The sequence below is a fragment of the Corynebacterium sp. TAE3-ERU2 genome (assembly GCF_019209955.1).
In the GTDB taxonomy this organism is placed as follows: Bacteria; Actinomycetota; Actinomycetes; order Mycobacteriales; family Mycobacteriaceae; genus Corynebacterium; species Corynebacterium megadyptis.
Map to the genome: position 1 here is coordinate 571,288 of NZ_JAHUTL010000001.1, position 19,654 is coordinate 590,941.

General features: G+C 64.9%; 14 protein-coding genes and 1 tRNA gene. 8 read left to right on the plus strand and 7 right to left on the minus strand.

Annotated elements, in window-relative coordinates:
• The first annotated feature begins 8 nt into the window (after window positions 1-8).
• Window positions 9-695, plus strand: a complete 687-nt coding sequence (locus tag KRX12_RS02505; protein ID WP_370625523.1) for a TetR family transcriptional regulator — start codon at window positions 9-11, stop codon at window positions 693-695.
• A gap of 9 nt (window positions 696-704) precedes the next feature.
• Here the strand turns inward: KRX12_RS02505 and KRX12_RS02510 are convergent, their stop codons facing one another.
• From KRX12_RS02510 to KRX12_RS02530, 5 genes are all read right to left on the minus strand, one after another.
• Entirely contained in the window at window positions 705-968 is a 264-nt protein-coding gene (locus KRX12_RS02510) for a hypothetical protein (RefSeq protein ID WP_218365581.1), read from the minus strand.
• A gap of 83 nt (window positions 969-1,051) precedes the next feature.
• Window positions 1,052-1,477: a holo-ACP synthase gene (locus KRX12_RS02515; protein ID WP_192796373.1), complete on the minus strand. Its 426-nt coding sequence runs from the start codon at window positions 1,475-1,477 to the stop codon at window positions 1,052-1,054.
• Between the two features lie 46 nt (window positions 1,478-1,523).
• Complete coding sequence (locus KRX12_RS02520; RefSeq protein ID WP_255550054.1) at window positions 1,524-10,562, minus strand: type I polyketide synthase; 9,039 nt, start codon at window positions 10,560-10,562, stop codon at window positions 1,524-1,526.
• A gap of 211 nt (window positions 10,563-10,773) precedes the next feature.
• On the minus strand, window positions 10,774-11,994 hold the full coding sequence (locus tag KRX12_RS02525) for an FtsX-like permease family protein (RefSeq protein WP_218365583.1): 1,221 nt from the start codon (window positions 11,992-11,994) through the stop codon (window positions 10,774-10,776).
• Window positions 11,978-12,580: an ABC transporter ATP-binding protein gene (locus KRX12_RS02530; protein ID WP_218365584.1), complete on the minus strand. Its 603-nt coding sequence runs from the start codon at window positions 12,578-12,580 to the stop codon at window positions 11,978-11,980. Before KRX12_RS02530 ends, KRX12_RS02525 begins: the two co-directional genes overlap by 17 nt.
• Window positions 12,581-12,691: 111 nt before the next feature.
• Here KRX12_RS02530 and KRX12_RS02535 point away from each other — a divergent pair, with 111 nt between their 5' ends.
• The 5 genes from KRX12_RS02535 (at window position 12,692) to KRX12_RS02555 (ending at window position 17,085) form a co-directional block, all read left to right on the plus strand.
• Complete coding sequence (locus tag KRX12_RS02535) at window positions 12,692-13,783, plus strand: sensor histidine kinase (RefSeq protein WP_218365585.1); 1,092 nt, start codon at window positions 12,692-12,694, stop codon at window positions 13,781-13,783.
• 4 nt (window positions 13,784-13,787) lie between these two features.
• Window positions 13,788-14,420 (plus strand): response regulator transcription factor, encoded by a 633-nt coding sequence (locus tag KRX12_RS02540; protein WP_218365586.1) that lies wholly within the window; start codon window positions 13,788-13,790, stop codon window positions 14,418-14,420.
• A gap of 145 nt (window positions 14,421-14,565) precedes the next feature.
• Window positions 14,566-15,972, plus strand: a complete 1,407-nt coding sequence (locus tag KRX12_RS02545) for an NAD-dependent succinate-semialdehyde dehydrogenase (RefSeq protein WP_218365587.1) — start codon at window positions 14,566-14,568, stop codon at window positions 15,970-15,972.
• A gap of 316 nt (window positions 15,973-16,288) precedes the next feature.
• Complete coding sequence (locus tag KRX12_RS02550; RefSeq protein WP_218365588.1) at window positions 16,289-16,510, plus strand: hypothetical protein; 222 nt, start codon at window positions 16,289-16,291, stop codon at window positions 16,508-16,510.
• Between the two features lie 398 nt (window positions 16,511-16,908).
• Window positions 16,909-17,085, plus strand: a complete 177-nt coding sequence (locus KRX12_RS02555; RefSeq protein WP_192796255.1) for a hypothetical protein — start codon at window positions 16,909-16,911, stop codon at window positions 17,083-17,085.
• A gap of 739 nt (window positions 17,086-17,824) precedes the next feature.
• Here KRX12_RS02555 and KRX12_RS02560 read toward each other — a convergent pair.
• Window positions 17,825-17,906, minus strand: a tRNA-Leu gene (locus KRX12_RS02560).
• A 209-nt stretch (window positions 17,907-18,115) separates the two neighbouring features.
• On the opposite strand from KRX12_RS02560, the gene KRX12_RS02565 reads away from it, so the two are divergent.
• Together KRX12_RS02565 and KRX12_RS02570 are read left to right on the plus strand one after the other, a co-directional pair.
• Window positions 18,116-18,484 carry a hypothetical protein gene (locus tag KRX12_RS02565; protein WP_151529867.1) on the plus strand — a complete coding sequence of 123 codons (369 nt, stop codon included), beginning with the start codon at window positions 18,116-18,118 and terminating at the stop codon, window positions 18,482-18,484.
• Window positions 18,485-18,486: 2 nt separating this feature from the next.
• Entirely contained in the window at window positions 18,487-18,852 is a 366-nt protein-coding gene (locus KRX12_RS02570; RefSeq protein ID WP_151529767.1) for a DUF3817 domain-containing protein, read from the plus strand.
• A gap of 115 nt (window positions 18,853-18,967) precedes the next feature.
• Here the strand turns inward: KRX12_RS02570 and rdgB are convergent, their stop codons facing one another.
• Entirely contained in the window at window positions 18,968-19,654 is a 687-nt protein-coding gene (gene rdgB / locus KRX12_RS02575; RefSeq protein ID WP_218365589.1) for an RdgB/HAM1 family non-canonical purine NTP pyrophosphatase, read from the minus strand.

Sequence of the window (19,654 nt, forward strand, 5' to 3'; positions counted from 1 at the left end):
CTTCTTTGATGCAGCACACTGACTCCGCAGCGCAGCAGCGCAGCGATGCCTCCGATACCCGCGATGGCGATCCCGAAATTCTGGTTCCGCGCCGCCGCCCAGCCCAGCAACGCAGTCGGGAGAAATTTGCCCGCATGCTGGAGGCCGCGCGCAGCGTCCTCGTGGATCACGGGTTTGAATCCTTCACCTTCGACGAGGTGGCCAAGCGGGCCGAGGTGCCGATTGGCACCCTGTATCAGTTCTTTGCCAATAAATATGTGATGATCTGCGAGCTGGATCGCCAAGACACCGCGGTGATTGTGGCCGAGCTGAAGAAATGGCCCAGCCGCGATCCATCAATTCAGTGGCCGGATTTTCTAGATAATTTCATCGACCACCTGGCCCAGCTGTGGAAGGCAGATCCCTCCCGGCGGGCGGTGTGGCATGCCATCCAGTCCACCCCAGCGACCCGCGCCACGGGGGCGGCCACCGAATCGGAGCTTTTGGACTTACTGGCGGAGGTACTCATCCCCCTCGCCCCGACGCTGCCACTTCCCGAGCGCCGCAAACATGCCGGGATTTTGGTGCACACCGCCACCTCGCTGCTTAATTTCGCGGTGCGCGATGCCACCGCCTCGCCGGAGACCTATCTCACCACGGTGGAGGAGATCAAGCGCATGCTCATTGCCTATCTCTTCTCCGTCGCCCAAGGCTAGGCGTTGTACTCACCCAGGGGTGTTCTCTCCCAGCATGGCGTGGGCGAGGCGGGCCGCCTCGTCTAGCGCGTCCTGCTCCTCTGACTGCAAGGATTCTGCTCCGCGCCCGGCGGTCTCTGCTGCGGACGCCGCGGCACGGCGGCCAGGGGTGGGGGCATCCACCACGTGCTCATTATGGGAAAAATCTTGGCAGGGGTGCTCGGGGATGACCTCCGCCGCAGGAACGAGCTGATGTTCGGCGAGGTAGTCATCGAAATCTTTCGAGATACTCACAAATCCCAGCCTAGCCGCCCCACTGCCCGCGCCTGTGTGGGCGGGGCCGTGTGGGGCGGCTATGGGGCGGCTGTGGGGCGGGGCTAGCTGAGTACGCAGACCGCTACTGCGTAGTCGCCGTCATGGCTGATACTCAGCTGCACGGAAGCATCGAGGTGCTCCGCGCTGATCCCGAGACTTTCTGCGGCTAGGGCTCGCAGCCGGCCGCGCAGCCGGAGCTGGACTCGGCCGAAGGGATCGGCCTGCACCACGATGTCGCGGAAATCCACCTCGTGTTCAGCCAGCACGGGAGGCTGCCCAAATAGCGCCTGCGACCAGGCCTTAATCCAGGCCTCTTTGGCCGCCCACCGCCCCGCGAGATGCCGGGCCCGGGGCAGGCCAGTCAAGCCGCGCTGCTGGGCGTGGCGCAGCTCGCTGCCGTGGAATACCCGCGCGAAGCGGGTACCTGGCTGGGCGAGCTGCTCGGCAAAACCCGGCACGTGCACCAGATCAATCCCGCACCCCCGCACCGGCAGGTGCGGGAACTCTGGCGGCTGCTGGGCTGGGTCCACTGCCTTAGCCCTCGGTGGACAGGCGGTAGCGGCCATCGCGGAGCCGGGCGTCGGCGTCGAGCAGCATGGCGACCTCCCGCTCATGGGCGGCATCGCCATCGTCGCCCAGGTTGCGGCCGGAGGTGCGCTCATACAGCGGCGCGGCACCGTAGATGCCGGCGAGGATACGCTCGGCACCCGCCTGTTCCCGAGCCGCGGCCTGTGCGGCCCACTCTGCTGCCGCGTCCTCGCCGCGCTGGGCCCGCACCGCCTCATAGAAGGCCGCCGGGTGGACCAGAGCCACCAGTGCCGAGACGTGACCGAAACCGAGCGAGGAGACAAACCCAGCCTTGAGCACGTCCTGCTCCGGCATCTTGAGCGGCTGGCGCAGCCACACCAGGTGCGGATGCTCGGCCAGCACGGGATCCACGCAATCCAGCGAGAAGTTCGCGGGAATCACACCAGAGCGCAATACCTGGGCGAGGCCGGTGAGCTGGAAGGCTGCGGCACCACCCTTGGCGTGGCCGGTGAGACTCTTCTGCGAGATCACATACAGCGGGCTGCCCGCATCGCGGCCAAGGGCCTGCTGGATACGCTCGTGCAGCTCAGACTCGTTGGGGTCATTGGCGTTGGTGGAGGTGTCGTGCTTCGACACCACGCGGATGTCATCTGCGTGCACGCCCAACTCGGCCAGCTGGGTAGCCAACGCCGAATGCGTGCCACCTTGGGCCGCGGCCAGGGCACCGAGTCCCGGCGCGGGGATGGAGGTGTGCAGGCCATCGGCGAAGGACTGGGCGTAGCCCACCACCGCTTGCACCGGCATGCCCAGCTCCAGGGCCACCGAGCCGCGCATGAGCAGCAGCGTGCCGCCGCCAGCGGATTCGACGAACCCGGCGCGGCGTCGATCATTCGCGCGGGAGAAGTAGCGATCCTCGATGCCCTTATCCCGCATCACCTGGGAATCGGCGGTAGCGGACATGTCGCCGAAGCCGGTGATGCCCTCCACGGAGAGATCATCGATACCGCCGGTGACCACCACATCGGCCTTGCCGAGGCGGATCTTATCCATGCCTTCTTCCACCGACACGGCCGCCGTGGCGCAGGCCGCCACCGGGTGCACCATCTGGCCGTAGCCGCCCACATAGGCCTGCATGACGTGCGCCGCCACCACATTGGGTAGGGCTTCTTGCAGGATGTCGTTGGCACGGGCCTCGTTGAGCAAGCCGTCCACGTAGAGCGAGCGCATGGAGGACATGCCGCCCATGCCGGTGCCCTGGGTGGAGCTGACCTTCGCCGGGTGCACATGCGCCAGGATCTCGGCGGGAGTGAAGCCCGCAGAGAGGAAGGCGTCCACGGTGCACACGAGGTTCCACACGGCCACGCGGTCGAGGTTGTTGACCATCTCCGCGGGAATGCCCCAGCGAGTGGGATCAAAGCCCTCGGGGATCTGCCCGCCCACGAAGCGCGACATCACCGCGCGGGTGGGCACCCGCACCTCGGAGCCAGCGGGTCGGGTGACCAGCCATTCCTCGGTTTCTGGGTGGAAGCGCACCACCGTGTTGGAGTCTTCAGCAGCATAGCCCTCGGCCTCCTCGCGGGTCGCCACGGCGAAGGTGAGGTCCTCTTCGAGGTAGATCTTGCTCAGCTGCGGGGCGAGGTTCGACACCATGGAGAAATCATCGTGGTACTGGCGCACGCCGACGCGGCCAAGCACCTCATCGTGATAGGCGTCAAAGATCTCGTCCTCGGCGATCTCCTCACCTTCGGCGGTGAGCCAGGCGCCGTCCTCATAGGAGATCAGCCCCATGGACCAAGCCAACTCGACCACGCCGGCGGCGCTGAGATCGCCGCTCAGCTCGGCCTCGAAGCGGGTGCGCGAGGAGCCATAGGGCCCCAGCTCCGCGGCGGAGACCATGACCACCATGTTTTCCAGGGAGGCGCTCACCGAGCCGTGGAAGGCTGCGGCGGCCGTGGCCGGTGCTGCGGGCAGTGCCGGCACACTCGGCAGCGCGTGGAAGCGCGGGGTGGTGTCCACCTCCTGCAGCTGCTCGGCGGCGGGGTTGTCGGCCGCGGAGCGTGCCAGCTCCGCGAGGTTGAGCTGCGCCTCGGCGAGCCCGCCAGTGAAATCGGCGAGCAGCGGCGTTTCGGCGGCAGCCTGGCGCGACTCCTGCGAGGCCAAGGAGATGAGTTCGCGGGCAATCTCGTCGGTGGAGTAGGTGCGCACGCCCTTGTCTTCGACCAGCTCGACGAGCGGATCATTCGCGCCCATCAACCCGGTGCCGCGCACCCAGCCGATCAGGGCGTGGGCCAGGGTGGTGCGGGCGGAGAAGTTCTCCTCCACGCTCCAGCGATTCACTAGGGCGTCGAGGGCGGCCTTGGACTCTCCATAGGCGCCATCGCCGCCGAAGATTCCGCGGTTGGGCGAGCCCGGCAGCACCACGTGGGTGCGCTGGCCCACGTGGGTATCGCGGCCCAGGGCGGAGAGCCCGGCGATGAGACGTTCCACCGACCACAGGAGCAAGCGCATCTGGTTTTCTGCCTGCGGGCCGGCCTCGTCGATGCTGCCCTGCACCGGCGGGGCGGCGAAGGGGAAGATCAGGCTCGGCACGAGCGCCGGCTTCGTCACCACGGAGGATGCGCCCACAGTGACCCGCTGTTCGGAGCCAATCCACTCCACGACCGCATCGAGGTCCGCATAGGAGGCTAGGTTGGCGGGGATCACCCACAGGGTGGCGCCGAAGCGGGCGTGCTCCGCGTAGAGCCGCTTGTAGAACTCCAAGCGCTCATGGCTCAGCCTCGAGGTGGTGGTGATTACGGTGGCGCCTTCGGCCAGCAGCTCTCCCACCACGGCGGCAGCAATGGACTGCGGCGAGGAACCGGTGACCACAGCCACGTCCTCAGCGAAGCTGCCGTGGCCCTGCTCGAGGGCCTGCTGGGCGAGGGAGTCGAGCCCGAAGTGACGGGCGTGGGCGGCGACAGTCTCGCCCGCACCACTAACGTCAATGCTCTCGGGATCAACCAGACCCAACCCGGCGCGGGTGATGTCCTCGCGCGCCGAGGCCCAGCGGTCGTCGAGAAGCACCGCGCGCCGCGGATCGAAATTGCGGGAGACCATGCGCGGCCAGTTCTGGCCGAGCTCCGCCGAGACCAACTCGAAGAGCTTTTCATCGGCGCTGTGATCATCCAGACCCACGGTTTGCGGGGCGTGATCGTGGCCAAGCTGCTTGAGAATCATGCGCGCGGTTTCGGCGAGCACACCGGCCTTACCGGTGACCTGCTCCGCGAAGGCGCCGAGGGCAGCGGAATCCACCGCGGTCTGCTCCCCTCCTGCCGCCGCGGGCTTAGCGACGCTCACTCCCAGGCGCTCTCCCGCAGCGAGCACAGCATTATCGATGAGCTGATCCAGCTCGCTGGCCGAGCTGGGCTGGGCGGGACTGAGCTCTGCCAGCGCGCCACCTCGCACGGAGTCGCCATCGCGGGTGCCGAGCACCATCTGGGCCTCGGCGTGGAGACGCCAGCCCTCGCCGAGCTGCCATACCTGGCTCACGCGCTCAGCGACAGCCGCGGGCTTCGCGCCCGCAGGGCCGGTGACTTTGCGCAGCCCATCGCTGATGGCATCGCCGAGGACCGGACCAAAGGCCTGGTAGCCCTTGGCCATGCGGCTCACGGTGTCCTGCAGATCAGGGATCTCGGCATCGGCGGCGCCATCGATGGCCCCGAGGCCGAACTCCACGCCGAGATCCAGCAAGAGCTGGTTACGTCGGGAGGAGACGCCATCCGTCAAGGTTTCGATGGTGTCGGTGGCGGTGATTTGGCCCGGCTGCACCTTCGTCCACAAGCTCAGCAGCACAGTGGTGGCATCGGCCGGGGTGAACTCCACCTCCGGGGTATCGCCAGCGGCCGCAGCGGGAGCCGGGGCCGGGGCGGGCTCGGGCTCTGCCACCGGCGGGGTGGCCGGGGCCGCGGGTGCGGGCTCGATATCCTCGGCGCTCTCGGCGGGTGCTTCTTCCTCCTCCGGGGCGGCGAAGGAGAAGCTGTCCTCGGCGAAGACGATGCCGCGATCGCGCTCAATATTGAGCACCTCCAGCCCTTCCCCACCGGGGGTCACGGCTGCGGTCTGGGCCATGATGTTGGCCAGGGTGGGCGCGTTGGCCACACCGATCTCCACGAAGCGCTCGACACCGAGCTCCGCGAGCATGAGGTCCTGGGTTTCGATCCAGCGCACTGGGGAGGCGAACTGCCATGCGAGCAGCTCGATCAGGATGGTGCGTGCCACTGCGGCGGTGTTCTCCGCCACCGCGGCGTCGAAACGCTCGAGCAAGCGGTCCAGGATCGGGGAATCCACGACCTCCCGCATGGACTCCACGAACTCCGCGGTGATCGCGAAGGGGCGTGCCACCAAGTTCGGGATATAGCGTCCCACCAGCACCTCGGGGTCGATCTCTGCGGGCAGCAGGCTGTCGAGGTGATCGCGGAAGTCATCCACTCCGTCGCGCAGGACAGAGGAGTGGAAGGGCACGTCGATGCCGGGGATGAGGATGAGCCCGCGGGCACCGGGGGCGCGCTGCTCGGCGGCAGCGGCGAGGGCCTTGAGACCGGCGCGAGTGCCGGCCACGGCGTATTGTTTGCCCTTGAGGTTGTAATTGGCGATTTCGAGGAACTCGCCGGTGCTGCGCGATACCTCGGCCACGAAGTCGGCCACCTGATCTGCTGCCAGACCGAACTTATTGGGGCGCAGGGCGGCGAGACCATAGTTGGACACGCCTCGCTCATCGCGCTCCACCAGCCGGTGCATCGTCAGCCCGCGGGCGTAGACGATTTCCACCACAGATTCCAAGGACAGCGCCCCGGAGTAGGCGGCCAGGGCGTTGTACTCGCCCACGGAGTGACCCGCGAAGTACGCAGTATCGTCGAGCACTCCTGCTTCGCGCATCTGCGCCACCTGTGCCACACCAAGGGTGGCCATGGCCACCTGGGTGAACTGGGTGAGGAAGAGCACGCCGTCGGGGTGGAAGAAGCGTTCTCCGCCCACCACGACCTCGCGGGGGTTGGTGCGCACGATCTCCAGCACGGAGAAGCCCAGCGCAGCGCGGGTATGGGCGTCGGCGCGATCCCATACCTGCTTGGCCTCGCGGGAGGAAGCATAGGCCTCCATGCCCATGCCCTCGTGCTGGATACCTTGGCCAGGGAAGGCGTAGAAGGTGGTCGGTGCTGCCATCACGGCTACTGCGGTGAGCACAGTCTCGCCATTGACGCTGGCGGTGACCTCGCGCACCTCGCCGCGGCCGGGGCGGTTATCCACACCGGTGCGCTCGACCTTGAAGTCCACGGTCTCACCGGGGGCAATAGGCCGCAGCATGGTGGCGGTGAACTCGGTAATGGTGGCCGGCTCGGTACGCACCGCATCGTCGGCATAGGCGCCGGCGGTGACCAGCTCCGCCACGGCGGAGGTCCACATGCCGTGCACGATCACATCATCCAGCCCTGCCAGATGCGCGGCCGTGCTCGAGACGTGGATCGGGTTGCGATCTCCCGATACAGCGGCGAAGGGCAGCATGGATTCCGGTGCCACCACCTGGGCGCGGGTGCGCGCCGAGTGGGTCACGGGGCTGATCGAGGGCAGCGCCGAGGTATTGGTGCGCGCCGTCGCAGGGCCACGGCGGCCACGAATAGCGAAACGCTCGGTCAATGTGGCGCGCACGCGTCCCTCGGCATCGCTGATGGACACGCGCACCACCACGACACGCCCGATATCGGTATCACTGACTTCATCGGCATGGGCGGTGGCGGTCAGCGGCACCCCAATCAGACCCGCAGTGGAGGCCTGCTCGTCCCGCAGGGTGAGGTGGTGCTCAAGGTGAACCAAAGAGAGCATGCCCTCGACCACGCGCTCACCGGGGCGGCCTGGGATCTCGGCGCCGCGCACAGCAGCGAAGATCGCCGGCCAGCAGGCACCCACCAGCACATCGGGGGCGAGAGAATCGCTACCGCCCACGGTGATCTCGCGCAGCGCCGCGCTGGTGAGGTTGTGATAGTCGGCGGCCTTATCGGCATCGATCGTGAACTCGTGGGTGGCAACACCCTCCACCAGCTCAGCCACGGAGCCACCGGCGGCAATCTCGGTGAGGGTGTCCATCGCCTCTTCCGCAGCGCGCTGGGTGACCACCGGGGCGGCCCCATCGACCTGCGGCAGCTCGAGCTTCACGCGCAGCTCGAGGCCCTCGCAGCGGCGCTCGCCGGCGAGGCTGACGACCAGCTCAGCGCTCGTATCGTCGAGCACCTGCAGGCGGGCACCCGTGCGCGGCTCGCGGGCGGAATCCGCCGAGAGAATCTCCCACTCGGCAGCGGGAGCAAGCGCGTGCAGGATGGAGGAGACATTGCGGCCTGCCCAGTAGGTGGTGGGGCTGGAGAGCAGCGTCGACAAGCGCGAAGGGGTGTCTTCGGTAGCTGCCTCGCGATCGCGGGCGGCCTCGACCACGGCAGCGTCGAAACGGCCGAGCAACTCGGCGATGGGCTCATCCTTGATGGTAATGCCGGCCACGGCCACCGGGCCGGGAATGATGCACACTTCATCGGCGCTATAGCGCGGGTCGTGGGCCTGCCACAGCGAATCGGAACGCCACCAGCGGCGGACGTTCTCGTCGATCACGGGCACGAAATTGACCGGCTTACCCGGGGTGCGCAGCTCGGCGATGAACCACTCCACATCCGCAGGGTGGAGGCGGCGGTCGAGATCATAGGCCGCGGCGGCCTCAGCCACGGCGGCGGCCGGATCATCCTCCAGCTCCAGCGGGGAGAGCTGCGAGAGATGCTCGCCATGATCGGCGGGGTTCAGGCGTGCCTCGGTGCGCTGAAGCATGTGCTGGAAGCGGGTGTGCCAGGTCTTATCCACCCAGCCGGAGCCATCCGGGCCGGACAGTTCGAGATAGCGCTCCAGCCAGGTGCGGTAGCTCATCTCCTCCAGATCGCCGAAGTACTTCTTGCAGGTGGCGTTGATGGCGGTGACGATCTCCTCGCGGCGGGCGGCCACGGCCTCGGCATCGCCGGCGACCTCATCGAGCAGGCGCCCGGCGCGGGCGAAGGAATTATCAATCTCGTGAATATCGGCCCCCAGCTGGGAGCGACCGGAGGCCATTCCCCCCTTGGCGGACCCGGCGGGAACCCAATCATTCGGGCCTGCGGTATCCACCAGAGCCTGCTTCACCTGCGGGGAGGTGCAGGCCTCGCGCGCCGCCATGGCAGCGGTGCCGACGAGCACGCCGTCCACCGGCATCGCGACGCGACCATAGGCCTCGGCCCAGCGGCCGGTGATGTAATCCGCGGCGCGCTCGGGAGTACCAATACCGCCGCCGACAACCAGCACGGTATTGGGCTGGCGGCGGATCTGCTCATAGGTATTCAGCAGCAAGTCATCGAGGGACTCCCAGGAGTGGTGACCGCCGGCAACGCCGCCTTCGACGTGCATGATCACCGGCACCTCGGGAACCTCGCGGGCAATGGCCAAGACCTGCTTGATGTGCTTGACCGCGCCCGGCTTGAAGGCCACCCACGGAATGCCCTCGGCACGCAGCTCGTGGATGAGCTGCACGGCTTCCTCGCGCTCCGGGATACCGGCGGTGATCACCACACCATCAATCGGGGCGCCATGGGCGCGGGCCTTGCGCACCAGCTTTTTACCGCCGATGTGCATGCCCCAGAGGTAGGGGTCAAGGAACATGGAGTTGAACTGGGCATTGACTCCCGGCTCGAGCAGCTCGCCCAAACGGGTGAGGTTCTCATCCAGGATCTCCGGGGTGACCTGGCCACCGCCGGCGAGTTCTGCCCAGTAGCCGGCATTCGCGGCGGCAGCAACAATCTCCGGATCCACCGTGGTGGGGGTCATGCCGGCCAAAAGGATCGGCGAGCGCCCGGTCAGCCGCGTGAAGGTGGTTTCAACACGCCGGCCATCGGCGCTGAGGCGCGGGGCGAAGTCGCTGTAGTCCACAGCCTGCGGAATGGCAGCATGCGGGTCAGAGAGCTGGCCCTGCCCCTCGGCGGTGCCGGCGCGCACCACAGCGATGCCGGTGCCGGCGAGTTGCGGCGCCGAGAGCTTCGCCACGCCCTCGCCTGGGCCGATTTCGAGCAACCAGGACACCCCTGCGTCACGCACCCGGCGCAGCTCGCGGGGCCAGTCCACGCTATCGACCAGCACGGCGCGGGCGCAGCGCTCGGCGAGCTGCTCATCCACCTCGAGGCGACGGGCCCAATCGAGAGTGAGCTGAACGGCATCCTCCATGACGGGGTGGTGGAAGCCGGCGGTCACAGCAATGGGGCTGAACGTGGGGCGCAGGGCGGAGCCACCGCGCTCTTTATTCTCCAGCGCCTGCTGCTCCTTCTCGGCGCGGCGGCTCAGACGCTGCTGCACCAGCTCCAACTCGGCGGGGGTGCCCACAATTACCTGCGCATCGGGGCCGTTGTGCAGCCCCACGACGGCCTCGGTGCCGTGCAGCTCCTCTTCCACGATGGAGCGCTCAACACCACCGATGGCGAGCATCGGGCGACGCTCCCCTTCGCTGATCACACCACTGCGCTGGGCGGTGCGGGTAATCGCCGCACCGATGAGCCGAGCGATCACCAGCAGCTCGCTGGCGCGCTCGGGGGTGCGGGCATATTCCACGCCGAGGTGTCCCTGAGAGTGGCCGATGGACAGCTCGGCGCGCTTCCAGGGCACGTCCTGGGCACCCAGCGCATCGAGAGTGGCGATCTGGGCGAGCACAATACCGGGCACAGACACCGCCGCATTGGCGCTATATCCGTGATCCGATCCGGCAGGAACATCATCGAGCCCCGCCCAACGGAAGGGGGTGAAACCGAGGGGGAGCACTCCGGCGAGTTCTTCGTTGAGTTCGCTGAGGCGCTGCTCGGCATCGGCGACGATCCCGCGCAAGCGGGACTCATCAGCCCCGGCTTCGGTGGCCTCGGCGAGGGGACGCAGCCAGTCAAAACCTTGGCCCGAAAAACTTAAGGCGAAGCGCTCGGTCTCTAGCCGATCACTGAGGGTGCGCGGCGCTGCAGTGGGGGACATGTCCTGCTGAGAGGGGGTGGAGTTAGAAGTGATCATGCTATGTCGTCGGCTCTTCTCAAACGTGGGGGAACAGGGTGCTACGCGGGACACACTGCCTTTTGTGATCAAACAGGTATCTCGTGGGAAAATAACCTACCACGTAATCATGAGGATTTCGTCATCTTTATAGTTCTGGCGTGCCCAGCCACCCCGCAGCGGGTATCCGTCGCAGCTAGACGTAGCCGTCCTCGCTAATACATAGATGTATGACCCGCCGAGCGAGCATGATTTTGAGCAGCGTCGTCACCGCCGCCATGACAAGGAACATGACCAGCCACGCCTGCCACCACAGCCCTGTGAAGGGATCCTCCACACCGAGTAGCCCGTTGAGCCGCACCACCACATAGATAGCCATGAGCGCCACCACCGCGGCGGCAGTAATGGTGTGCGCGAGCGCCTCGCCTATTTGAATAGTCAGCGGGGCCCGCGGCGGCGCCCCAGCTAGTCGGAGGGCGCGCACGTCCGCCGCAATGCGATGGCGCATGAGTAAGGAGATAGCGAGTGCCGCCACCACGCTCGGAATGATCGAGGGGCCAAGCAGCACCACGAACACCTCCCACGAGGACACATGCCAGGACCCACTGGCCAGCATCATCGCCCGCATCCCGGAACCAACGACCACGATCAGCCCGCCAAAGATCACCCACGGCACGATCTGCGGGGCGCTGAAACGGCGGCGATTGCGCACATTCGCCCCCGCGATCCCCATGACTCGCGTCCACTGATCCAGCAGCGGCAGCAGCCACGGCATGACCAAGGACACCGCCACGATCAGCCCCATAGACCAGCCGAGAAAAGCATCCGGCTCCATCGTGGCGACTATGGACGGCGTCAGCACCGCCGCCACCACGAGTGCCGCCACCGGGGTTGTCCACCAGGAGGACCGCACCACTACTGGGCGGAAGATGCGCCGCACGGGCCACAGCACCGCCAGCACCGCTGCCGTCGAACAGATAGCCACCGCGCCGATCGCAGAGGTGCCACTGAACACCAGTGGGTCGAGGCTGAGGCCATCCGCCCGCAGCGCCTCTTCGGTTGGGCCGAGCAGCGGCGGCACCAGCACCAGGCCCACGGCGCTCGAGGCGAGTGCCACGACCACCACCTGGCCGAGCACGAATGCCACGATCATCCAGCCCGGCATGCCCACTAAGCGCCAGCTGCGATACACCTCCCAGTGTTCGTCGATAAGCAACCGCATCTGCATCGACACCACCAGCACGATGGAGCACAAGGACATGGCGAGGATCGTCCCTCCCAGCGGTCCGGCATCTCCCCCACCCGCAGTAATCAGGGTCAGGGCGAGCCCGCAGCTCGCAGCGGAGACCACGAGCGTTAATACCACTGCCAGCCACGACACGCGGTTGGCCCACACATCCTTAAGCCACACGCGCATGGTCTGCCTCCATGTCTATGATCCGGTCCGCGGCTGCGGCGGCGGCATGCGAGTGCGTCACCATCACCACGGTGGCCCCCTTGTGCGCAGCGGCCCGCAAATGCTCCAGCACGGTCGTGGCGGTGGCATCATCCAGCGCCCCCGTGGGCTCATCGGCGAAGATGAACGAGGGCGTGGCCAGCAGCGCCCTCGCTATAGCAACGCGCTGCTGCTGCCCGCCGGAGAGCTCCGCGGGCATCTGGTGCTGGCACCCATCTAGTCCGAGATCGTGAAATACTCGATCCGCCTCCGCGCGGGTGCACGGGCGCCCAGAGAACTTCGCTGTGAGCATCGCATTGGTCCGAGCATCAAGCGATTCCAGCAGGTTATAGTCTTGGAACACGAAGGCCCGTTCCGTGCGCTCCGGCGCGTTCACCGTGCCCGAACTGGGCTTATCCAGCCCCGAGAGTAGATTGAGCAAGGTGGACTTACCGCAGCCCGAAGGCCCCATTATGGCCACGAACTCGCCCGGTTCGATCGTGAGGCTCAGATCGCGAAACACGAGGCGGCGACCATACTTCTTGCTGAGGTTCTCTGCTTTCAACATGCCCTCATCACACCGCGCGCACCAGGTGTGCCACGAGGGAGCTGGCTGCCGAATCTATGGTGGAGCTAGCTCCACTTACTCACACGGCTGCAACGCTTAGGCTTATTACTTATGTCAGTTCTGCGTTCGGTCGGCTGGAATATTCTGCTCGCACTCGCGTGCATTCCGGCGCTGGTCGTTACCCTCGTACTGCTGCCGTGGCTGCCGCTTCTCGCCCGCCCGGTGGATGCCTATGGCCGCTATGGCGCACGGATCTTTGCCCGCCCCATTCGCCAGCGCTCGGTATCGCGCTGGTTCGATTGGCGGCAGGTGCTCCATCTTTTTCTGCAGCTCGTGGTGGCTGTTCTCAGCTTGATGCTGTGGACCATGCTGGGCTCGTTCACCGTTTTCGTTGCGATCGCGCCCTTCATGGTGGATACGCTCGAGTTCAATTCCTGGCAGAGCTCGAATCGCGCGGTGAATGTGGCGCTCTGTTTCTCCATTGCCGCGGTGACGCTGGCGCTGCTGCTCGCGCTGAGCTGGTCCATGACCTGGCTCTCGGTGCGGGCCTCCCAACTCACCCTCGCCCCCTCCGTGCGGGAGGTTGAAGCCTCGCGAGCATTGCTTGCCGACGCTTTCTCGGGCGAACGACGCCGCATCGAAAGGGAACTCCACGATGGCCCCCAGCAGCATCTCACTGCGCTGAAACTTAATCTCGCGGCGGCTCGCCTCGCCGCGGATCCCGAGCCAGCGATCCGCAAGGCCGAAGAAAACGCGGCCCAAGCCTTGGCCGCCCTGCGGGCCACGGTGCGCGGCATTGCCCCGCAGGTGCTCTACGATAACGGCCTCGTGGCCGCGGTCGAAGAGCTTCTCGCTCACGCCGGCATTGACACCACGTTGCACACCGACACAGCCGCCGTGCCGCCGCTGGATGAGACCACGGCTTTGCTGGCCTATCACTGCATCAGCGAGGGGCTGACGAACGCCACCCGGCACGGTCACGCCACCCACGCCGATATCGGCATCGACGCCACGGGCTCTGCACTGCACGTGACAGTCCGCGACAATGGCGACGGGCTGAGCGCGGAGTCTCCCACCGCGAGCGCGGGCACGGGGATCATGGGGCTACGGGAGCGCGCCGCTGTGCTCGATGGCACCGTGACACTACGCACCACGGACACTGGGACGCTGCTGCACCTCACGGTGCCCCTACTAAGGAAGTAGCCACATGCATATTCTTCTCGCCGAGGATTCCACGCTGTTGCGCGCGGGTATCGAACAACTCCTGCACACCCTGGGCCATAGCGTGATCGCCGTCGCGGACGCCGACGCGCTGCGGGACCAGGGCCGTAGAGCGGATATCGACCTCGTGATCACGGATGTACGCATGCCGCCGCTGCTGCGCGACGATGGCCTCAAGGCGGCCTCGGAGCTGCGCCGCGAACGCCCGGGGCTGCCGGTGATTGTGCTGAGCCAATATGTGGCCGCCAGCTACCTCGATCAGCTTATGGACGGCGGCGGCTTCGGCTATCTCCTCAAAGAGCGCGTCTCTGAGGTGGAGGAGTTTGTCCGAGCAATCGAGGACGTGGCTGCGGGGAAGACGGTGGTGGATCAGGAAGTGATCGCCACCTTGCTCAATGCCAAACGCAGCGGCATCACCACCCTCACCCCGCGGGAGAAAGATGTGCTCGCGCTCATGGCGCAGGGCCTGAGTAATCGCGATATGGAAAAGACCCTATTTCTTAGCCCCTCGGCGGTGAGCAAGCATGTGGCCAATGTGTTCATGAAACTCGGTTTCCAGCCCGAAGACGAGAACCGCCGCGTTAAGGCCGTGCTCGCGTGGCTGCGCTATACCGGCTAGCTGCCGCACAACGCCGGTCCCCACCTGCCCGCCACCCTTGTGTGGGGCCAGTTATTGAGTGAGCTTAGGCACTGATAGACCGATATCTCTGTGGTGTGCGTCCAGAGCATTGCAGCTACTAGTGGGCAGGACTATACAGGGCGATATGAGTACTTTCGCATTAGAAAACCCGAACACCGGCCGTTCCGAGCAGGAGTTTGACCGCATCACGGATGCTGAGCGGGATGATATTCTCTCCCGCTCCACCGCCGCCTATAGCTCGTGGCGCACCACCTCCATCGAGGAGCGTGTAGCGGTATTGAACGCCACCGCCGATCTTTATGAGGAGCGCATCGATGAGCTGGCCGATCACATCGGTCGGGAGATGGGCAAGCTGACCCGCTGGGCCAAGGCCGAAATCCAGCTTGTGGCCGATATTTACCGCTGGTACGCCGAGCACGCCCACGAGCTGCTCGCCGACGAGTATCTGCCGGCCTCCGGGGCACAGCAGACTGTGGTGAAAAAGGAGCCGCTCGGCCCGCTGCTCGGCGTCATGCCGTGGAACTTCCCCTACTACCAGGTGGCCCGCTTTGCCGCGCCGAACCTGCTGTTGGGCAACACCATCGTACTCAAGCACGCCTCCATCTGCCCGCTATCCTCCCAAGCCTGCCAAGACCTGCTGGAGGAGGCCGGTTTGCCGAAGGATGCCTATATCAACGTCTATGCCTCCGGCTCACAGATGGATGCCTTCGTGGCGGATAAGCGCATCAAGGGCGTCTCCCTCACCGGTTCGGAGGCTGCCGGTTCCGCCGTGGCCACCACCGCCGGCAAGCACTACAAGAAGTCCGTGTTGGAGCTGGGCGGCAATGATCCCTTCATCGTCCTGGATGAGCAGAACCTGGACTGGGTGCTGGAGCAGTTCGTGAAGATCCGCATGTACAACACCGGCCAGGCCTGCAACGCCCCGAAGCGGCTTATTGTGATGGAGGACTTCTACGATCGCACCGTCGAGTTCCTCGAGAAGAAGATCGCGGCGATGACGGTGGGCTCCTATGATGACGAGAACGCCGATATCGGCCCGCTGTCGTCTATCGGTGCCCGTGATGAGATCGTCGAGCGACTCGAGAAGGCGGCCCGCGACGGCATCGCCACGGTGCGTGTCGGTGGCGGCGCCATTGATCGCGACGGCGCCTTCATGGAGCCCACCCTGCTCACCGATGTCGACCCCAACTCGGAGATCGGCTGCAATGAGATCTTCGGCCCCGTCGCCGTCGTGTACAAGGTGGCCAATGTGGACGAGGCCATTGCCCTGGCCAATAACTCCGACTACGGCCTGTCCTCCTCCGTGTGGGGCACAGACCTCGAGCAGGCCTATGCAGTGGCGCAGCAACTCGAGGACGGCATGACCTTCGTCAACGAATCCTCGGTCACCGCCGCCAACCTGCCCTTCGGCGGGATTAACCGCTCCGGTTATGGCCGCGAGCTGGCCCGCTGGGGCGTAGGCGAGTTTGTGAATGAGCACCTCTACCGCGTCAGCGATCAAAGCGACGCCGGCCTCTCCCCTGCCCTCTAGTTTCTCCTAGAGACGCCAACACCCACCTACTGCTGTAGGTGGGTGATTGTGCGCCTGGGGAGACTTGAACTCCCACTGGTCAAGCTGCTGTAGATATTCTCGGCATTCTCCCCGCTGCCGAATGGGGTGGTGCGGAGTGTATCACTCGACGCGTAGTACCCATCGCGAGAATCAGCTCGCTCTATGGGGCCACCCAATCAGCCGACAGTGCCACTAGACGAACCCTCGGAATAGAAATACCGACGGCGCACCATGCAGCTCTTGCTCAGCGCTGAAGAAATCACTAACCGCACGTGATCGACTTTCCTCTCTCGTAATGACGGTCGACCATGACGTTCCTCGGTTCTTTAACGGTGGGGACAAGGAACTCGACGACGTCTCCACCGGCGTCAACGACGAGCTTCATGGCAATCACAGCAGCCTCAATCTGGGCGTGGTTGACAAAGCTCCCACCTCATTCGCCGCCGGTGCAGCCTTGTCTCGGATTACTCAGAGAGCAGTCGAAACGCCTGAGCTAGTAGCCCAGACCGTCCACTAACTGGGGACTAGTGAACTCAGTGACGGTACGAACAACGAGGCTCATCCGAGTTCATAAGGGAGAAGTGAAGCACAGCTACGCGAGGTCAGGCCGCCCTCGATTAAGCAATCAATGAGGTTGAGGGACCGCGTTCGAGAAAAATTACCCCCAGTGTCCCGCCTGCTCCTTAGAGTGATGAGAGACCGGAGTTGTCAAGCGCTGACACCAGTGCTTTCACCGAGAAGGAAACCACCGAATTCTAGGACTAGCAACCACTACGCCCAGTATGCGAGATGTCGCGTACCCAAGAGCAATATGACCACACCAGCGCAGGGGCGATCGTGGCCTTCGGCCACCTTGAGCCCAGCCCCGCGACAAGTAACTAGCCCCCCTCAAATCCAGGAAGTAGAATATGAATCATGAACATGATCCGAACTACCCTCAACGAAATGGGCAGGATCAACATGCAGCAGAGCCACCGAGTGATCCAAGCAGCCCAGGAAGCACGCCTGCGCTCACAGACCCGCACAGCCAGGGCGTTCAACCACGTGGGTGGCAACATCCAGGAGCAAATCAACCGCCGCTCCCAGGGCTAGAACACATCACTGCATCCGCGCTTGTCGGCTTTGAAGGACCTGTTCCCCCTCCTGCCATCATTGAAGAGTACAACCGAATCGCCCCTGGCTCCGGTACACGAATTCTCGATGACGCGCACGCCGATACCGTCTTGGACCGCAAGATCACCCAAGAAGCGTTCACACACACGAAGCGTGAAGCGTGGGTTCGGATAGCGATGGCCGCACTTGTATTACTCCTGTGTGTCATTGGTATCTTCGCTTGTCTAGCACTCTTCGATCCACCCGAATCCTTGGTCGGGGCATCACTCTTCAGTATTGGTGTCGCTGCACCGGTGATCAAAGAGGTGATTAACGGCTATAAGGCACGTCGGGCGCGGGACGCTGATGGGGGAAGATGAGGATTCATGAGCTGTGTGAGTTCGCCATCACCCTTATGGTGGGGAGTGGAGATCAAGACCGCTCGTTCGCGGAGTGGCGTTCCTATTTAGGCAGTAAAGCGGCGGTCCGTGTCCGACTTCTCGGCTATCTACGATCGTGAAGCCTGCGCGGTAGCATGCGTGGGCCTAGCAGTGCATGAGGTCGCAGCGATGTGTGGGCACTCGTCGCAGGTGCTGCTGTCTACTTATGCTCATGTTTTGCTGGGGGCTGGTGACCGTGCTCGGTCTGCGATTGATTCGGCGGGGTGCGGGATTGTTGCGGGATCGCACCCCGATTCGAGTTGTGAAATTGTTCGTCTACCGAGGTAGATGGTGTGTAGTGCGCCTGGGGAGACTTGAACTCCCACGTCCTAAGACACTGGAACCTAAATCCAGCGCGTCTGCCAATTCCGCCACAGGCGCCCGCGCCGCGTACACGGCGCTGCGGGTATTGTATCCAGCGCCTATGGTGATCGCCAACAACACTGTTGGCACGGGGTTTTCGCCACAGGCTACGCACCGCCCCCACAGCGCGGCGTCGTGAAGCATCTTGGGTATCGTAGAGGGGTGTGAGTACTAATCAGGGTGAGCCAAGCACACCACCACAGCCCCGCAAGCGCGCGTCGGTGGGAATGATTGTGTTCGTCGCCCTCGCGGTGGCCGCCACGCTCGGATTGGCCTATTGGCAGTGGACTCGTTTTCAGTCCGGCTCGGGCACGTTCCAAAACTTGGGATATGCCCTGCAGTGGCCTTTTTTCGGCGCGTTTATCGTCTACGCCTACCGGAGCTACCTCAAATACGAGAATGAATTGCTCGAGGACGACCAGGAGGTCTCCCCCGTTGATCGGCGTATCGCCGAACGCGGCGAGATGACCGAGATCGACGAGGACTTCCTTCCCCAGCGTCCGAGCATGGATGTGACGACCTTCAACGCACTCAACGAGCAGCACCGCCGCCGCTCCAGCTCCCCCTCTACCGACACCAACGAAAGCTCTTCCTAACCATGACTTCTTCTTCTCAGTCCCAGCGCCCCGCCCCCACCCCGCAGCGTCAGGCGCGGGTACGCCAAGCCCTCAAGCTCTTCTCTATCGCCGCCTGGGTCACTGGTGTGTGGCTGTTGATCCTCACCACCCGCATGGTTCTTGAATATCTGGTGGGCATCGACATGCCGGAGTGGACCCGCATTATTGGTCAGCTCCACGGACTGTTCTACATGCTCTATCTCATCGCCACCCTGAACCTCGGCGTGAAGGCCCGCTGGGAGCCATTGCGCTGGATCCTCACCGCCCTCGCCGGCACGATCCCCTTCCTCTCCTTTGTGGCTGAGTCCCGCCGCCGCAAGGAAGTCACCGAGGCCTTCCAGCTCTAGCGCAGCACGCTTGACGACGCCGCCCTCCCCCGCGGCAGCGCACCGCCGCACACACGACCGCCGAGCCTGATCACTGTGATCGGACTCGGCGGTGTGGTGTGTGCCTTAGAGCTGTTTAGCTCGAGGTGTCGTCGTCATTGTCCTCGGAGTCCTCGCTGCTGCGGGCCTCCCACTGGGCCACGAGCGAGGAAATCGCCGGAACCAGGGCCTCGAGGGCCTTGCCGCGGTGCGAGAGCGCATCCTTTTCTGCACCGCTCAGCTCGGCGGAGCTGCGGGGGCGCTCATCGGTGCCATCCACGCGCTCATCCTCTTCGGCCGGCACGAAGAGCGGATCGTAGCCGAAGCCGTTCTCGCCCACGGGGTTGCGCAGCAGGCGGCCAGCCCACTCGCCCTTTTCAATGAACTCCTCACCCTCTGGGGTGACGATGGCGCACACCGACACGAAGCTGGCGTCGCGGCGCCCCAGGGGAACGTCTTTCATCTGCTTCAATAGCAGCTCATTATTGGCGTCATCATCGCCCTCACCGGACCATCGGGCAGAGAGCACGCCCGGCATGCCGTTCATTTCCTTCACGCACAAACCGGAATCATCGGCCAGGGTCACCTCGCCGGTGGCCTTGGCCCCGGCGCGGGCTTTGATCAGCGCGTTATCGGCGAAGGTGCGGCCGTCTTCTACCGGTTCCTCATAGCCAAGCAGGTCCTCGGAGGTCACCAGCTCGCAGTTCTCAATGCCTGCGACATCCAAGACACGGCGCAGCTCGACGAGTTTCTTGGGGTTGTGAGTAGCTACATGCAGCAGCAT

What these genes read in the sequence shown, in the direction of transcription:
- KRX12_RS02505 (WP_370625523.1), top strand. Translation starts at nt 9, where the DNA reads ATGCAGCACACTGACTCCGCAGCGCAGCAGCGCAGCGATGCCTCCGAT.
- KRX12_RS02520 (WP_255550054.1), bottom strand. Translation starts at nt 10,562, where the DNA reads ATGTCCCCCACTGCAGCGCCGCGCACCCTCAGTGATCGGCTAGAGACC.
- KRX12_RS02525 (WP_218365583.1), bottom strand. Translation starts at nt 11,994, where the DNA reads ATGCGCGTGTGGCTTAAGGATGTGTGGGCCAACCGCGTGTCGTGGCTG.
- KRX12_RS02530 (WP_218365584.1), bottom strand. Translation starts at nt 12,580, where the DNA reads ATGTTGAAAGCAGAGAACCTCAGCAAGAAGTATGGTCGCCGCCTCGTG.
- KRX12_RS02535 (WP_218365585.1), top strand. Translation starts at nt 12,692, where the DNA reads ATGTCAGTTCTGCGTTCGGTCGGCTGGAATATTCTGCTCGCACTCGCG.
- KRX12_RS02540 (WP_218365586.1), top strand. Translation starts at nt 13,788, where the DNA reads ATGCATATTCTTCTCGCCGAGGATTCCACGCTGTTGCGCGCGGGTATC.
- KRX12_RS02545 (WP_218365587.1), top strand. Translation starts at nt 14,566, where the DNA reads ATGAGTACTTTCGCATTAGAAAACCCGAACACCGGCCGTTCCGAGCAG.
- KRX12_RS02550 (WP_218365588.1), top strand. Translation starts at nt 16,289, where the DNA reads ATGACGGTCGACCATGACGTTCCTCGGTTCTTTAACGGTGGGGACAAG.
- KRX12_RS02555 (WP_192796255.1), top strand. Translation starts at nt 16,909, where the DNA reads ATGAACATGATCCGAACTACCCTCAACGAAATGGGCAGGATCAACATG.
- KRX12_RS02565 (WP_151529867.1), top strand. Translation starts at nt 18,116, where the DNA reads ATGATTGTGTTCGTCGCCCTCGCGGTGGCCGCCACGCTCGGATTGGCC.
- KRX12_RS02570 (WP_151529767.1), top strand. Translation starts at nt 18,487, where the DNA reads ATGACTTCTTCTTCTCAGTCCCAGCGCCCCGCCCCCACCCCGCAGCGT.
- rdgB (WP_218365589.1), bottom strand. Translation starts at nt 19,654, where the DNA reads ATGCTGCTGCATGTAGCTACTCACAACCCCAAGAAACTCGTCGAGCTG.